The sequence below is a fragment of the Qipengyuania sp. B-5 genome, assembly GCF_056857815.1.
Genome location: NZ_JBSXNU010000021.1, coordinates 41,454 through 56,072, shown reverse-complemented (window position 1 = coordinate 56,072; position 14,619 = coordinate 41,454). Strand labels below are relative to the sequence as shown.

15 protein-coding genes and 1 tRNA gene are annotated in these 14,619 nt (G+C 60.7%); 10 read left to right on the top strand and 6 right to left on the bottom strand.

Going from position 1 to position 14,619, the window contains the following annotated elements; translation table 11 throughout:
- Window positions 1-240: 240 nt before the first annotated feature.
- Together AC13CE_RS01785 and yghU are read right to left on the bottom strand one after the other, a co-directional pair.
- Window positions 241-315 (bottom strand) — tRNA-Gln (locus AC13CE_RS01785).
- 63 nt (window positions 316-378) lie between these two features.
- Window positions 379-1,230: a glutathione-dependent disulfide-bond oxidoreductase gene (yghU, locus tag AC13CE_RS01780; RefSeq protein WP_482971290.1), complete on the bottom strand. Its 852-nt coding sequence runs from the start codon at window positions 1,228-1,230 to the stop codon at window positions 379-381.
- 94 nt (window positions 1,231-1,324) lie between these two features.
- Between yghU and AC13CE_RS01775 the strand changes: the two genes are divergently transcribed.
- The 5 genes from AC13CE_RS01775 (at window position 1,325) to AC13CE_RS01755 (ending at window position 7,051) form a co-directional block, all read left to right on the top strand.
- On the top strand, window positions 1,325-2,326 hold the full coding sequence (locus AC13CE_RS01775; protein ID WP_482971289.1) for a DNA topoisomerase IB: 1,002 nt from the start codon (window positions 1,325-1,327) through the stop codon (window positions 2,324-2,326).
- Window positions 2,327-2,456: 130 nt separating this feature from the next.
- Window positions 2,457-3,470, top strand: coding sequence for a sensor histidine kinase (locus tag AC13CE_RS01770; protein ID WP_482971288.1), 1,014 nt, complete (start codon window positions 2,457-2,459; stop codon window positions 3,468-3,470).
- Between the two features lie 96 nt (window positions 3,471-3,566).
- Window positions 3,567-4,085 (top strand): CinA family protein, encoded by a 519-nt coding sequence (locus tag AC13CE_RS01765; protein ID WP_247710437.1) that lies wholly within the window; start codon window positions 3,567-3,569, stop codon window positions 4,083-4,085.
- Entirely contained in the window at window positions 4,085-6,151 is a 2,067-nt protein-coding gene (locus AC13CE_RS01760) for an NAD(+) synthase (RefSeq protein WP_482971287.1), read from the top strand. Before AC13CE_RS01765 ends, AC13CE_RS01760 begins: the two co-directional genes overlap by 1 nt.
- A gap of 12 nt (window positions 6,152-6,163) precedes the next feature.
- Window positions 6,164-7,051, top strand: coding sequence for a DMT family transporter (locus AC13CE_RS01755; RefSeq protein ID WP_482971286.1), 888 nt, complete (start codon window positions 6,164-6,166; stop codon window positions 7,049-7,051).
- A gap of 60 nt (window positions 7,052-7,111) precedes the next feature.
- Here AC13CE_RS01755 and AC13CE_RS01750 read toward each other — a convergent pair whose 3' ends face one another.
- Together AC13CE_RS01750 and AC13CE_RS01745 are read right to left on the bottom strand one after the other, a co-directional pair.
- Window positions 7,112-7,705 (bottom strand): FMN-dependent NADH-azoreductase, encoded by a 594-nt coding sequence (locus AC13CE_RS01750; protein WP_482971285.1) that lies wholly within the window; start codon window positions 7,703-7,705, stop codon window positions 7,112-7,114.
- Between the two features lie 15 nt (window positions 7,706-7,720).
- Complete coding sequence (locus AC13CE_RS01745) at window positions 7,721-8,437, bottom strand: pirin family protein (protein ID WP_473822439.1); 717 nt, start codon at window positions 8,435-8,437, stop codon at window positions 7,721-7,723.
- A 106-nt stretch (window positions 8,438-8,543) separates the two neighbouring features.
- Between AC13CE_RS01745 and AC13CE_RS01740 the strand changes: the two genes are divergently transcribed.
- On the top strand, window positions 8,544-9,473 hold the full coding sequence (locus tag AC13CE_RS01740) for a LysR family transcriptional regulator (protein WP_482971284.1): 930 nt from the start codon (window positions 8,544-8,546) through the stop codon (window positions 9,471-9,473).
- Here the strand turns inward: AC13CE_RS01740 and AC13CE_RS01735 are convergent.
- Both AC13CE_RS01735 and AC13CE_RS01730 read right to left on the bottom strand, forming a co-directional pair.
- Entirely contained in the window at window positions 9,470-10,549 is a 1,080-nt protein-coding gene (locus AC13CE_RS01735; RefSeq protein WP_482971283.1) for a branched-chain amino acid aminotransferase, read from the bottom strand. The genes AC13CE_RS01740 and AC13CE_RS01735 overlap by 4 nt on opposite strands.
- Window positions 10,550-10,950: 401 nt before the next feature.
- Window positions 10,951-11,511, bottom strand: a complete 561-nt coding sequence (locus AC13CE_RS01730) for a hypothetical protein (RefSeq protein ID WP_482971282.1) — start codon at window positions 11,509-11,511, stop codon at window positions 10,951-10,953.
- A gap of 49 nt (window positions 11,512-11,560) precedes the next feature.
- On the opposite strand from AC13CE_RS01730, the gene AC13CE_RS01725 reads away from it, so the two are divergent.
- From AC13CE_RS01725 to mce, 4 genes are all read left to right on the top strand, one after another.
- Entirely contained in the window at window positions 11,561-12,298 is a 738-nt protein-coding gene (locus AC13CE_RS01725) for a TlyA family RNA methyltransferase (RefSeq protein WP_482971281.1), read from the top strand.
- Window positions 12,299-12,365: 67 nt separating this feature from the next.
- Entirely contained in the window at window positions 12,366-13,898 is a 1,533-nt protein-coding gene (locus tag AC13CE_RS01720; RefSeq protein WP_482971280.1) for an acyl-CoA carboxylase subunit beta, read from the top strand.
- A complete protein-coding gene (locus AC13CE_RS01715; protein WP_482971279.1) occupies window positions 13,895-14,155 on the top strand; it encodes a hypothetical protein in 261 nt (86 codons plus the stop codon). Before AC13CE_RS01720 ends, AC13CE_RS01715 begins: the two co-directional genes overlap by 4 nt.
- Entirely contained in the window at window positions 14,152-14,601 is a 450-nt protein-coding gene (gene mce, locus AC13CE_RS01710; RefSeq protein WP_482971278.1) for a methylmalonyl-CoA epimerase, read from the top strand. The genes AC13CE_RS01715 and mce overlap by 4 nt, the downstream gene beginning before the upstream one ends.
- Window positions 14,602-14,619 lie beyond the last annotated feature (18 nt).

The following is a 14,619-nucleotide window of genomic DNA, read 5'->3' as shown; positions in this document are numbered from 1 at the left end:
AGCGGATCGCCATCCCGGCTCAGCCGCTCCAAATGCTCCGATAGCGAAAACAGGCTCGATGGGTGCATCAGCGATATCTCCTCGCGGACGCTGAATCACATCGGCATGCGAAATGCGAGGGGTTATTGCGGGTGTCCAGCTGTATCGAGACCGCGACAGGGTGCCACGGCAGGGTGCCACGCGGTTTTGACTCGCAGGGAAACCTGAAGGATTTCAGGTGCTTGGACTATATCAGAAAAGTGGCTGGGGTGGCAGGGATCGAACCTGCGAATGCCGGTACCAAAAACCGGTGCCTTACCACTTGGCTACACCCCAGCAGGCGGGCGCTCCTATAGCGCGCCCAGCCACAATGTGAAGGGCCGATAGCCCCTTTATCTCTTACAGTTTCTTACCCAGGAAATCTGCTGGCGAGTGACGTTCGAGCAGTTGCGTGTCCTCGTCGCCCCAGGCTTTGTTGACAATCCGTCCGCGTTTCACTGCCGGACGTTCGCCGATCTGCCTCGCCCAGCGAACGACATGCTCGTACTCGTCGATCGAGAGAAAAGTCCTGGCGTCATCATAGATCGTGCCTTCGACGAAGCCTGCCAGCCACGGCCAGGCCGCAATATCGGCAATGGAATAGTCGTTCCCGCCAAGATATTCGCTCTGCGCCAGCCGCTGATCGGCGACATCGAAGAGGCGCTTAACCTCCATGGCATAGCGGTTGATAGGATATTCGTATTTCTCCGGCGCATAGGCGTAGAAATGGCCGAACCCGCCACCGATGAAGGGCGCACTGCCGATCTGCCAGAATAGCCAGCTGAGCACCTCGCCGCGGGTCTGATCGGTCGGCAGAAACGCACCGAACTTTTCGGCAAGATGGAGCAGGATCGCACCGCTTTCGAAGATGCGGATCGGGGTCTCGCCGCTACGATCGAGCAAGGCGGGAATCTTGCTGTTCGGATTTATCTCGACGAAACCGCTTCCGAACTGATCGCCATCGCTGATGTTGATGGTGAAGGCATCGTATTCCGCACCCGAATGCCCCGCCTCGAGCAGCTCCTCGAACATGACTGTCGCTTTCACGCCATTGGGCGTGGCAAGCGAATAGAGCTGGAAGTCATGTTCGCCGGTCGGCAGTTCCTTCTGCTCGCGTGCACCGGCAGTCGGGCGGTTGATATTGGCGAACTTGCCACCGCTGACGGTGTCGGCGCTCCACACGGCAGGCGGGGTATAGATCGGATCGGCCAAGTTGTTTCTCCTTTGCATAGGACGACTATTGCACGCTCCCGTTCGTCGCAAGGTGGGGAACCGTCGGCGGCTCGCCAAGGTTCTTCCCTTCGCCATGACGAAGCTCATCTATGTCGACGATCAGCTGCCCGGAATCACACGCAGGGGTGCGGGCAAAGGGTGGGCTTATTATGACCCGAAGGGATCACTGATCACCGATCAGGCGGAAAAGCGAAGGCTCAACGCAATCGCGCTGCCGCCAGCCTATACCGATGCATGGTTCTGTCCCGCACCCAACGGCCACATCCTCGCCACTGGCATCGACGCAAAGGGGCGCAAGCAATACCGATACCACCCGGATTTTCGGGCAGAGCGGGAAAGCGAGAAGTTCGACAAATGCCTTGCCTTCGGCAATCTCCTGCCGCTGGTTCGCAAGCAGGTGGATGAGGATCTGAAAGGTCGCAAGCTGACCCAGGAACGCGCAGTGGCCAGCGTGGTTCGCCTGCTCGATTTGGGCGCGGTGCGTGTGGGGAACGAAGGATATGCAGAGCGCAACAAGAGCTTCGGTGCTACGACCCTGCGCCGCCGCCACGCCGAAGTAACCGGTAAGACGCTTAGGCTGCGGTACAAGGGAAAATCCGGCAAGCTGCGCGAGGTTACGCTGACGGACGGCACCTTGGCGCGAATGGTGCGGCGCATGCAGGATCTGCCGGGGCAGAATGTCTTCAAATATGTCGACGAGGACGGAGAGATCCAGGCCGTCGATTCCGGCGATGTGAACGAATATCTCGAAACCTGCATGGGAGAACGGTTCACGGCCAAGAATTTCCGCACCTGGCATGCCAGTGTCATGGGCTTCGAATGCCTGCGTGCGGGTGAAGGGCGAATGCCGATGAAGGCGCTGTTGGAATACGTCGCCGAACAATTGGGCAATACACCGGCGGTCACGCGAAAAAGCTATATCCATCCTGCGGTCCTCGCTTTGCTGGACGACCAGGAAAACTGGCGCGCCTCCTTGCACCTGCCCAGGGCGACACGCTGGCTGACCTGCGAGGAGCGCGGGCTGCTTGAACTGCTGGCCGACTGTCCAGGAGCCAGCGACCTGCTGGCTGCATAATATGGTAAAAAGCATAGGCAAAATACGGGCTTAGGCTTATAAGGCCTGTGGCCCAGCCATACCGTTGGCCTCAGTGCACGCGCGGCGGCGCGCTGTTCTGGCCGGATTTTCCGCCCGTAGGCGTTTATCGATGCACAGATTGGCAACTTACGACGTCAGCCGTCAATTCGTCTCGCAAGGAGGGAAGATTGCTGCACAGATTGTTTTCGGATTTCTGTGCTGCGCCGCGATGGTCGGGGTACGCAAGCTGTTCGATTTGTGGGCCCCGGTGTCAGGGCCTTTCGCACTTATCTATCCGACCATTCTTCTCGCGACGCTTTATGGGCACTGGCGCGCTGGAATCGCGGCATTTCTGACCACTTTTCTGTGGGCATGGTTCTTCATACTTCCCGAACAAAACTCGTTTTTCTTCACCGACCCGACCGATCCTGCGCGTGTCATGCTCAATGCGGCCAGCGCGCTGATCGTATTGGTCTTTGCCGAAGCTTTTCGCCGCGCAGCACGTCGAACGGTCGATCAGATTACCGAGGTTTCCGATCGGAGCCTCGCCTTGCTGGCCGATCTTGAGCACCGCACCAAGAACAACTTCGCGCTGGTGGCGAGTATGCTCGAAATACAGAAGCGCCGCATCCAACAGGTCGAATTGCATGGCCCGCTGGACGATGCAATCGGCCGGGTTCGAACCTTCGCCGAAGCCTATTCCGCTCTCGCGAGCGAGCAGGGTGACGGACAGGCCGTGGCGATGAAGCCGTATCTGGACCAGTTTCTCGACCGGATCGAGGGATCTGCCCTGCCGTCGAACGTCCGCATGTACCGCGAGATCGACGAGGTCTTGCTTTCACGCGAGATTGCAGTTGCGATCGGGCTTTATCTCAACGAAGCGGTAGTAAATGCTGCCAAATATGCATTTCCCGGCGGGCGAGCAGGGACGCTTGCGGTTTTCTTCCATGTTCGCCATGGCCGGTGGCGGCTTACCATCGAAGACGATGGCGTCGGCGCGGATGCCGTATCGCACTCACCCGGCGGGATCGGCAGCAAGCTGCTCGCCGCATTCGCCCATCAAGCCGGTGCGACCCATCACGCGGGGCCCGTACTCAACGGGTTTCGCACGGAAATGCGCATGATGGATAAGGAACCGGCATAAAGTTTACAGGTTGATCCCGAACAACTCCTGCACAGCGCACACACCGACATTGCGAATGATGATTGCCTCTGCGCCACTCGTTCGCGTGCCCAACATATGGCCAGGCTTATGACCGAAACGATCGATCCAATACTGCCGAAGAATGTGTCGGTCCTCGCCGAAGAAGTCTTGAACAGTGCGGAAAGGAAGGAGTTTCGGCTTGCCACCGCGGAAAGCTGCACCGGCGGACTGCTTGCGGCCCTGCTCACTGATGTCTCCGGCCTGTCGCATGTTTTCGAACGCGGGTTCGTGACCTATTCGGATCAGGCCAAGTGCGAGATGCTCGGTTGCGACAGTCGTGAAATCGAACATTGCGGCGCGGTAAGTCGGGAAGTGGCTCTGGCGATGGCTCGGGGTGGGTTAGCGAAGTCGGAAGCCGATTTGATCGTGTCGATCACCGGGTTTGCAGGGCCCGGGAAGGCGGACGACGAGGAGGGGCTGGTGCACTTCGCTTGCCTGGACCGGAATGGGCTGGAAAACCATGAAGAACGGCATTTCGGCACTGTCGGTCGCGACGGCGTTCGTCTGGCGGCACTTGAAGTCGCGCTCACTATGATGAACAACGCGCTTCGCTAATGACCGACACTGCGCACCGCTTCTTCGACATGCACACTCACGGCTTCGTCCGGGTGGCAACGGCAACCCCTAGGGTACGGACCGCCGATGTCGCCTACAATGCCGAGGGAATACTGGAACAGGCGCGTAAGGCCGATGAAGCCGCTGTGGATCTGCTGCTCTATCCCGAATTGTGCCTGTCGTCCTATGCGCTCGACGATCTGCACCTTCAATCCGCCTTGCTCGATTCCGTCGAACGTCATCTGGCGGAGGTTTGCGAGGCATCGCGCACGCTTTCGCCGGTGCTCGTCATCGGGGCGCCTCTACGGCACAACGGACGGATCTATAACTGCGCACTCGTCATGGCGAGGGGCGAAATCCTCGGCGTGGTCCCGAAGAGCTACCTGCCCAATTATCGCGAATTCTACGAAAAGCGGTGGTTCGCCCACGGCCGGAATATCCAGGGAATGCAGCTGGAGCTCGGCGGTAAAGCCGTTCCCTTCGGCACGGATATCCTGTTCGAAGCCGCAAACCTGTCCGGTTTTATCTTCGGGATCGAGATATGCGAGGATTTCTGGGCCCCGCAGCCACCAGGCACGCTGGCCGCAATGGCGGGGGCGACCATCATCCTCAACCTTTCTGCATCGAATATTACCATCGGCAAATCCGACGAGCGCCATCTCCTCTGCCGCGCAAGTTCAAGCCGAAGCGTTTGCGCCTATGCCTATTCCGCCAGCGGTCATGGCGAAAGCACGACCGATCTGGCCTGGGACGGTCAGGGAATGATCTACGAGCTTGGCGATCTTCTGGCCGAAAGTGTGCGCTTCGATCTCGAGCCGGAGCTTTCCGTGGCGGATATCGACACACGGCGGATCCTGAACGACCGGATGCGGATGCAGACGTTCAACGATGCCGCCGAGGCTGCGGATCGTCCCGAGGATCGGTATCGCCGCATCAAATTCGAACATGCATACCGCCAAGGCGACATCGGGCTTATCCGTCCGATCCGCCGGTTCCCCTTCGTCCCCAATCGGCGCGAGAAGCTGGACGAGGATTGTTACGAGGCATTCAATATCCAGGTCGATGCGCTGATGCGCCGGATAGAGGCGACCCGGACTAAGTGCCTCGTGATCGGAATTTCCGGCGGTCTCGACAGCACCCACGCCCTGCTCGTCGCCGCCAAGGCGATGGACCGGTTGGGGCGTCCACGCAGCGATATACGCGGCTACACCATGCCCGGCTTCGGCACCTCGGAGGGTACGAAGTCCAACGCATGGAAGCTGATGGATGCCTTCCACATCACGGCGGAAGAGATCGACATCAAGCCCACCGCGACCATGATGCTGGAAAACATCGGCCATGCCTTTGCCGATGGCCACCCGGTCTACGACACGACCTTCGAGAACGTGCAGGCGGGGCTGCGAACCGATTATTTATTCCGGTTGGCAGGACAGCATGGCGGATGGGTTGTCGGGACGGGCGATCTGTCCGAATTGGCGCTGGGCTGGTGCACCTATGGCGTCGGCGACCAGATGAGCCATTATGCCGTTAATGCTGGCGTCCCGAAAACGCTCATCCAGTATCTGATCCGCTGGACGACGACGACCAGCCAGTTCGACGAAGGCGTGGATTCGGTACTCCAGGCCATCCTCGATACCGAAATCAGTCCCGAACTCGTGCCTGCGGGTGAGGACGGGGAAATCCAGAGCACACAGTCGATTATCGGACCTTACGAGCTCAACGATTTCTTTCTCCACCATATAATCCGCTGGGGCCAAAACCCCAGCCATGTCGCCTTTCTCGCCTGGCATGCGTGGAAGGACGTTGAGGCAGGTCTGTGGCCGATCGATTTCCCGCAAGATATGCGGAATCGGTACGATCTTCCGACTATTGCCAAATGGCTGGAAAAATTTCTGCAACGCTTCTTCGGGTTCAGTCAGTTCAAGCGAAGCGCAATTCCGAACGGTCCAAAGGTGAGCGCTGGCGGGGCTCTTTCCCCGCGCGGCGACTGGCGCGCACCCAGCGACGCGGTTGCCGATGTCTGGCTGGACGAGCTGAAACGCAATCTGCCGGCGAACACCCTTTAGGGCCCCGCCGCAGTGACGCTGCGCGCCATATTCATCCTGCTCGCCTGCAATATCGTGTGGGCGCTCAATGTCGTGGTCAGCAAGATTGCGGTCGACGATCTGTCCGTCCCGCCACTGTTTTATGCTGCACTGCGTTCGCTGCTGGTGATGGCGGCGCTCTTTCCGATGTTGCGCAAGGTTCCGGCAAACCTCTGGCGCGTCATGCTTGTGGGACTAGCGATAAGCGGTGGGTCCTTTGGGTTGCTGTTCGTAGGCCTGAAGACGGCCAGCCCCTCGGCAGCCGGTATCGTCAGTCTGGCGAGTGCACCGCTGACCGTCCTCTTTGCCATCCTCTTCCTGCGCGAGCAGGTACGCTGGCGGCGTGCGCTCGGCATTGCGCTGACGTTGGTGGGTGTGGCGATTGCCGTCGGCTCGCCCGCCGGTATGGAAGCGGGGGCGGGGATCGGATTCGTATTCGCGTCGGCAGTGGTCGGCGCTCTGGGGGCCGTGTTTTTCAAGCGCATTGAAATCGGCGCGGTTCAGATGCAGGCATGGGCGGGCCTTGCTTCGGTAATCGTGCTTCTTCCGCTGTCGCTCATGCTGGAAACCGATCAGCTGCCCGCCCTTGCCAGCGCGCCTTGGGCGGCCGCCGGTTGCCTGCTGTTCGCGTCGATTGTCGTTTCGGTAGGTGCCCATTCGGCCTATTACCGGATGCTACAGACCCACGATGCCAATGTGGTTGTACCTTTCACGCTCCTGACGCCGCTGATGACCATCGCCCTTGGCGCGTGGCTTACAGGCGACGAGATCGGTTGGACGTTGCTGCTCGGCGCGGGGATTGCAGTGACCGGCGTTGCGATCATCGTGCTGCGGCCGACGCGCAATGTCTTCAAGCCACTGCTGGTCCGGCCGCGTCTTTGACGGGCAAGAAAAAGGGCGGCCCGCATTCGCAGACCGCCCACAAATTTTGCCGCGGGAATATCAAGCCGCCAGCTTCTCGACTTCCTGATGCGCCTCGGCGATCTTTTCCTCTCCGCCTTCGCCCATTATGCCATCGGCAGCCACCAGTTCGAGGTCGGTCATGCCGAGGAAGCCGAGGAAGAACTTCAGCCAGGGCGACATGAAGTCGATCTCGCTGCCCATCGCGGTGCCGCCCGAAGCGGCGGTAATATAGACCTTCTTGCCGGTCAGCAGGCCTTCAGGACCGTTCTCCGTATAGCGGAAGGTGGTACCGGCGCGCGCGACGAGATCGGCCCACGCCTTGACCGTTGCGGGAACGGAGAAATTATAGACCGGGACGCTGAAAACGATTGTGTCGGCTTCCTGCAATTCCTCGATCAGTTCGTCGGCCACCTTGGCAAGGTCGTGCTGCTCGGGCGAGCGTTCGGCATAGGGCGCAAGATTGGCGGCGAAACGCTCTGCATCGATATAGGGCAGATCGTTCTTCGCCAGATCGCGCGTTACAACCTTGGCTCCCTGGTTCTCGGCAAGCCGCTCAACCAGCCTTTTGCCCAAGCTGCGTGAAACGGATTCGTCGTTACGAATGCTGGCGGTGATGTGAAGAATGGTGCTCATTGTACGGTCTCCTGTTCAGGCCGCGTCGACGAGGACGAGTTCGCTGTCCTCGAGCGCGGTGATGGTGATGCTGTCTTCCTTGGTGATGGCCAGGCCATCGCGGGCCTTGGCTTCGATATCGCCCACACGGATGCTGCCGGTGGCGGGTACAAGATAGAGGTGCCGGTCGGCCTGCGCAGGCGTGTAGGTCACGCTTTCGCCTGCCTTGACGGTGGCCCCCAGAACACGGGCGTCGGTGCGAATGGGAAGGGCCCCGTCATCGCCAGAAACGTCGTCATTTGCGGCGCCGCTGGCGAGGGGGACGAACTGGCCTGCACGATCACCCTTGGGGAACTTGCGTGCCCCCCAGCCGGGTTCTCCGCCGCGTTGGTCGGGGATGATCCAGATCTGGAACAGCGTGCATTCCTCGTCCTCGAGGTTGAATTCCGAATGTGCGACCCCGCGGCCCGCGCTCATCACCTGTACGTCGCCAGCTTCGGTGCGGCCTTCGTTGCCCATGCTGTCACGGTGCGTGATTGCACCGGTGCGGACATAGGTGATGATCTCCATGTCCTGGTGCGGGTGCGTGGGAAAACCGCTCTTCGGAGCGATCCTGTCGTCGTTCCAGACGCGCAGCGCGCCCCAGTTAACGCGGCTCGGATCGTGATATCCGGCGAAGGAAAAGTGGTGATGCGCATCGAGCCAGCCGTGGTTGGCGGAGCCGATGCTTTCGAAAGGTCTGAGTTCGATCATTGGTCTATCTCCCGATAGGAAGGCTTCGTTGAACCACGAGATAGGCCTTGCCGTCCGTTCCGATAACTGCGATAAAATAAGGCAAGGTGTTCAGGAAATCGGAACAGTGAAGTTAGGTGAGCCAAGCCTCGATCAGCTGCGTATTTTCCTCGCAGTGGCGGAAGAGGGCAGCTTCGGCGCCGCTGCGCGCAAGATGGGGCGGGCGGTGTCTGCTGTCAGCTACGGCATATCCCAAATGGAGAACCAACTCGGCGTGACACTGTTCGCGCGGGAAGGTTCGCGTAGACCAGTGTTGACCGAGGAGGGCAGGGGGCTGCTGGTAGAGGCGAAAGCCGTGGCCGACGGGATCGACCACCTGCTCGCCAAGACGCAGAGCCTCCATGCGGGGCTTGAAAGCGAAGTTTCACTGGTCGTCGACGTCATGCTGCCTGGCGAAGTGACCGCAAGCGTGCTGCGCGATTTCCGCGAAATGTTTCCTACCGTCGCGCTGCGCTTGCAGGTGGAGGCACTGGGAGCGGTGGCCGCCTGCCTGCTCGATGGCGGCGCGGACCTCGCGATCGGCGGGCCGGTCCTTGCCGACCATGCCGAACTGGAACGCCAGGCGATCGGCATGGTCGAACTGGTCCCGGTGGCCGCGCCAGATCATCCACTTTCACGATCCGGTGTTACGCCGGGCGAAAGCCGCAAACACCTCCAGCTTGTTCTCTCGGATCGCTCCCCCTTGACCGAGGGCCGCGAATTCTCGGTCCTGTCGCCGCAAAGCTGGCGACTGGCCGATCTCGGCGCGAAACACGCGCTGCTCAAGGAAGGGATCGGCTGGGGTAATATGCCGCGTCACATGGTAAGCGGTGACCTGGTCGAGGGCCGGCTATGCCTGCTCGACCTGCCCGAAAAGCCGGGCGCAAATTACACGCTCAGCGCCCTATGGCGCCGCGATGCGCGCCCCGGACCGGCGACGAGCTGGCTGATCGACGCAATCCGTGAACGGCTTGGTGCGTGCAGCGGGGTAGAGCCTTCGGTGAGCGGGGCAGCCTAGAGCTTCGTCACCCAGCCGTGCGTGTCCTCGACGACGCCCTTCTGGATGCCGACCAGTTTTTCGCGGATCTTGTGGGTCATCTGCCCGGTTCCGCCGCTACCGATCGTGAACTCCCCGTCCGGACCCAGCACGGTGCCGACGGGAGTGACGACCGCAGCCGTGCCGCAGGCCATCGTTTCGAGCAGCTTGCCGGTGGTCGCATCGGCGCGCCACTGGTCGATGCTGTAGGGTTCCTCGCGCACTTGCAGGCCTTCCTCCCGCAGCAGCTGGATCAGGCTGTCGCGGGTTATGCCGGGCAGGATCGTGCCGGTCAGCGGCGGTGTGATGACGGTGCCATCGTCGAAGACGAAAAACAGGTTCATCCCGCCTAGTTCTTCGACCCACTTCTTCTCGACCGCGTCGAGGAAAACCACCTGGTCGCAGCCATTCTCGATCCCTTCGGCCTGCGGGACGAGTGACGCGGCGTAATTTCCGCCGGTTTTGGCCGCACCCGTTCCGCCGGGTGCAGCACGGGTGTAGTTGCGACTGACCCAGATCTTCACCGGCTTGGCGCCGCCCTTGAAATAGGGGCCGACGGGACTGGCGATGAGGATGTACTTGTATTGCCGCGCCGGGCGCACGCCGAGGAAGGCTTCGGAAGCGAACATGAAGGGACGCAGGTAGAGCGAGCCGTCTGGATCGGAAGGTACCCATTCGCGATCCTTCGCCACCAGCTGGCGGATCGATTCGAGGAACATTTCCTCGGGCAGGTCGGGCATCGCCATCCGCCGCGCACTCTCGTTGAAACGGCGCGCATTCTGTTCGGGGCGGAACAGCGCGAGGCTGTCGTCGGCCTGCTTGTAGGCCTTCATGCCTTCGAAGATTTCCTGGGCATAATGCAGCACAGCCGCTGCCGGATCGAGGCTGATGTGCTCGCGCGGGCCGAGCGTCGCCTTGTGCCATCCGCCCTTATCGGCATCGTAATCGATCACCACCATGTGGTCGGTGAAGAGCTTACCGAAGCCGGGGTCCTGAAGCGCTTGCTGGCGTGTCTCGCCGGGGACGGGGGCGGGGTGGGGGAGGTGCTCGAAATCCATGTCCGCGCGGTTAATGGGAGAGCGCTTCGAGGGCAAGGTCTGGTTGCAAGCGTCCCGATCGAAAAAGGCCCGGGAAATCTCCCGAGCCACAAACACCAATTCTGACGTGGGAAAACTTTTTTTCAAGCCTTGTTTTCAAACTCGAAACGACTCAAATTAGACCCAAGATCAGCGGCGAACGCGGTCTTGGGGCCCTTGATAAGGCTTCTAGCTCACTAGCGCGAAAGGAGGTGATCCGATGTCTCATGGTTCAGCAGAGAGGTCGGCAAGTTTCCGCGCGAGGTACTATCGGTAATACCCTACCCTTAGAGACCTCGTGAGCGGCACTTCCGCCGCTGACCATGCGAAGGCCAGTTCCACCTACGGGCGTGGAGCTGGCCTTCTCATTATCCGGGGGTCGTTCAACGGCAATCCTCGATGACTCGTGTCACCTCCGCCCATGCGGGTAGGTAAAGCGTTGGCGTGCCAGCGACTTCCACAGCGAACCGTCCCTTGGTCAGTGCCATCGCGTCCAGCAGCGGATCGCGTGCGGGAACGGTAACCGTGAGGTAAGGCAATTCGCCACCGGTCGGTTGGGCGTTGAGCGTGCGCTGCGCGGTTTCGGTCAATATGCGCATCGGGACGGTCGATGCGGCGTTGCCCGCCCGCGAAAACGTGATCGAACGGGCAGAGCTGTCGCAGCGGATAGAGAACCGTGCATCGGTCTGCGCCTCTCCATAGAGTGCGACCGAGCCGCCGGTTGCAGAGCGATAGGTCCAGTCCCCTGGTGTTCGCGCCGCATCTATCCAGTTTTCCGGCGCCGGGGCCGGCATCGGACTGGGTGCCGGGGCCGGAGGCGGCGACGTCTGAACCGGAGCGGGCGTGGGGGCCGGCGTCGAATCCGGCGCGGGCACGCAGCCTGCGGCGAGCATGGCGCTCGACAGCAAGAGGGTACGGGCGATGGCGTTATGCGAGACTTTCATGCCAGACTAATGCCCGCTAGGCGCTCTGGTTTCACGGAATAGGGCTCTCATGGCAAAGAAACGTCGCCTCGATCAGATGCTCGTCGACCGCGGACTGGTCGAAAGCCGCACCCGGGCGCAGGCATTGGTGATGGCGGGGCTGGTCTTTTCGGGCGAGCAGAAGCTGGCGAAACCGGGGCAGCAACTGCCGGAAGACGCGCCACTCGATGTGCGCGGACGGGATCATCCCTGGGTCAGCCGCGGCGGCATCAAGCTGGCGCATGCCATCGAGCATTTCGGGCTCGATCCCACTGGCGTCACGGCGATGGATATCGGCAGTTCGACCGGCGGCTTCACCGATGTGCTGTTGCAGGGCGGGGCGGAGCATGTCTTCGCAGTCGACAGCGGCACGAACCAGCTCGCCTGGAAGCTGCGCCAGGACGATCGCGTCACTGTTCTCGAACAGACCAGTGCGCGTATCCTCACGAGGGAAATGATTGATCGCCCGGTGTCCTGGATCGTCTGTGACGCGAGCTTCATCGGCCTCGCCAAGGTGCTCGAGCGCCCTTTCGAGCTGGCCGAACATCATTGCCGTGTCGTTGCACTGATCAAGCCGCAGTTCGAGGTGGGGCGGGAAGAGGTCGGCAAGGGCGGCGTGGTCCGCGACCCAGCGCTCCATGCCCGCGTGTGCGAAGAGGTCCACGAATGGATGGATGGGCTTGGCTTCGCAGTGCAAGGCATCGCCCAAAGCCCTATTATCGGCCCGGAAGGCAATGTCGAATTCCTGATATCCGCGTTGAGAGAATAGCAAGGCGCGATTGACCTTACGTCGCACTCCGCTCTAGGCGCACTGCAATCGTATCCACGGAGAGTCTATGTCCGCCAATATCGCCGAAATGGAACGCCGCCGCGAAGCCGCCTGGATGGGCGGCGGGCAGAAGCGGATCGACGCTCAGCACGCGAAGGGCAAGCTGACCGCCCGCGAACGGCTCGAAGTGCTGCTGGACGAGGACAGTTTCGAGGAGCTGGATCGTTATGTCGAGCACGATTGCGTCGATTTCGGCATGCAGGACCAGAAAATCCCCGGCGACGGCGTGGTGACTGGCAGCGGCACGATCAACGGCCGCCTGGTTTATGTTTTCTCTCAGGATTTCACGGTCTTCGGCGGCTCTCTTTCCAAACGACATGCAGAGAAAATCTGCAAGGTTATGGACACCGCGATGAAGGTCGGCGCGCCGGTAATTGGCCTCAACGATTCCGGCGGCGCGCGCATCCAGGAAGGCGTGGCGTCTCTGGGCGGTTATGCCGAGGTGTTCCAACGCAATGTGCTGGCGAGCGGCGTGATCCCGCAGATCAGCCTCATCATGGGGCCTTGCGCGGGCGGCGCGGTTTATTCCCCGGCAATGACCGATTTCATCTTCATGGTGGAGGACAGCAGCTACATGTTCGTGACCGGGCCCGACGTGGTAAAAACGGTCACCAATGAGGTCGTCACGCAGGAAGAACTGGGCGGGGCGAAGACGCACACCACCAAGACCTCCGTTGCCGACAACAGCTTCGAAAACGACATCGAAACGCTGCTCGCGACGCGCAATTTCTTCGATTACCTGCCGCTGTCGAACCGCGAGGATGTGCCGGAACGTCCGACCAGCGATGCGTGGGACCGTGAGGAGCACAGCCTCGACACGGTAATCCCCGACAATGCCAACCAGCCTTACGATATGCACGAAGTCATCCGTAAGACGCTGGACGAGGGCGATTTCTTCGAAATCCAGCCGAACCATGCCGCCAACATCATCTGCGGTTTTGGCCGGGTGGAGGGACGCACGGTGGGCGTGGTGGCGAACCAGCCGATGGTGCTCGCCGGCGTGCTCGACATAAATTCGTCGAAGAAAGCCGCGCGTTTCGTGCGCTTCTGCGATGCTTTCGAGATCCCGATCCTGACTTTCGTCGATGTGCCTGGATTCCTTCCCGGCACGAGCCAGGAGCATAACGGCATCATCAAGCACGGCGCGAAATTGCTCTTCGCCTATGCCGAGGCGACCGTGCCCAAGATCACGGTGATTACCCGCAAGGCCTATGGCGGGGCATATGATGTGATGGCGTCCAAGCACCTGCGCGGCGATCTCAACTACGCATGGCCCACCGCCGAAATCGCCGTGATGGGCGCAAAGGGCGCGGTGGAGATCATCTTCCGCCAGGACCGCGACGATCCGGACAAGATCGCCGAGAAGACCAAGGAATACGAAGACCGCTTCGCCAACCCCTTCGTGGCAGCGAGCCGCGGCTATATCGACGAGGTGATCTACCCGCACTCGACGCGGAAGCGGATTGCGCTGGGGCTAAGGAAATTGCGGACCAAGCAGCTTGAGAACCCTTGGAAGAAGCATGACAATATTCCGTTGTGATCGTCGTTAAGCTCTTTCTTGCCGCCGTTTTCGCGCTGATTGGCCTCTGGCTATGGAGAATGGCGGACAGGTGGTCGGACAATAAAGAAATCCCGAAGGAATGGGTGGAATCAATCGATCCGCAGCCAGTGGGCCGCGATGATCCTCACTTTCGGAAAGCCCTTGCTTGGCAAAGAGTGATGGCGCTCATGACATGGGTTTTCGCAGGACTTATTGTCCTCTCGATTGGCTTTGAATTGACAGGAAATCTCTTATGAAACTCGGCCGTCTCAACCATATCGGCGTAGCCACGCCCTCGATCGAGGAATCGGTGCGCTATTACCGCGATGTCATGGGCGCGACCTCGTTCCACAAACCCTTCGATCTCGAGGCGCAGGGGGTGAAGGTCTGTTTCGTCGATACGCCCGGTCTCGACGGGACCAAAGGCACGCAGATCGAGCTGATCGAGCCGCTCGGCCCCGACAGCCCTATCGCGAAATTCCTCGAGAAGAACCCCGCCGGCGCGCAGCACCATGTCTGCTACGAAGTCGAGGATATCGAGGACGCGCGCAAATGGTTCGAGGAGCTCGGTAAACGCATCCTCGGCCCCACGCGCATCGGCGCGCATGGCACGCCGATCTTCTTCCTCCACCCCAAGGACATGATGGGGCAGCTTACCGAGATCATGGAAACGCCCAAGGACAATGCGCACTGGTCGAACTAGGCGCTGACCTCTCACCCC

Bases quoted from the DNA above. Each gene is read 5' to 3' on its own strand.
- AC13CE_RS01775 (WP_482971289.1), top strand. From the start codon at position 1,325: ATGACGAAGCTCATCTATGTCGACGATCAGCTGCCCGGAATCACACGC.
- AC13CE_RS01770 (WP_482971288.1), top strand. From the start codon at position 2,457: ATGCACAGATTGGCAACTTACGACGTCAGCCGTCAATTCGTCTCGCAA.
- AC13CE_RS01765 (WP_247710437.1), top strand. From the start codon at position 3,567: ATGGCCAGGCTTATGACCGAAACGATCGATCCAATACTGCCGAAGAAT.
- AC13CE_RS01760 (WP_482971287.1), top strand. From the start codon at position 4,085: ATGACCGACACTGCGCACCGCTTCTTCGACATGCACACTCACGGCTTC.
- AC13CE_RS01750 (WP_482971285.1), bottom strand. From the start codon at position 7,705: ATGAGCACCATTCTTCACATCACCGCCAGCATTCGTAACGACGAATCC.
- AC13CE_RS01745 (WP_473822439.1), bottom strand. From the start codon at position 8,437: ATGATCGAACTCAGACCTTTCGAAAGCATCGGCTCCGCCAACCACGGC.
- AC13CE_RS01735 (WP_482971283.1), bottom strand. From the start codon at position 10,549: ATGGATTTCGAGCACCTCCCCCACCCCGCCCCCGTCCCCGGCGAGACA.
- AC13CE_RS01730 (WP_482971282.1), bottom strand. From the start codon at position 11,511: ATGAAAGTCTCGCATAACGCCATCGCCCGTACCCTCTTGCTGTCGAGC.
- AC13CE_RS01725 (WP_482971281.1), top strand. From the start codon at position 11,561: ATGGCAAAGAAACGTCGCCTCGATCAGATGCTCGTCGACCGCGGACTG.
- AC13CE_RS01720 (WP_482971280.1), top strand. From the start codon at position 12,366: ATGTCCGCCAATATCGCCGAAATGGAACGCCGCCGCGAAGCCGCCTGG.
- mce (WP_482971278.1), top strand. From the start codon at position 14,152: ATGAAACTCGGCCGTCTCAACCATATCGGCGTAGCCACGCCCTCGATC.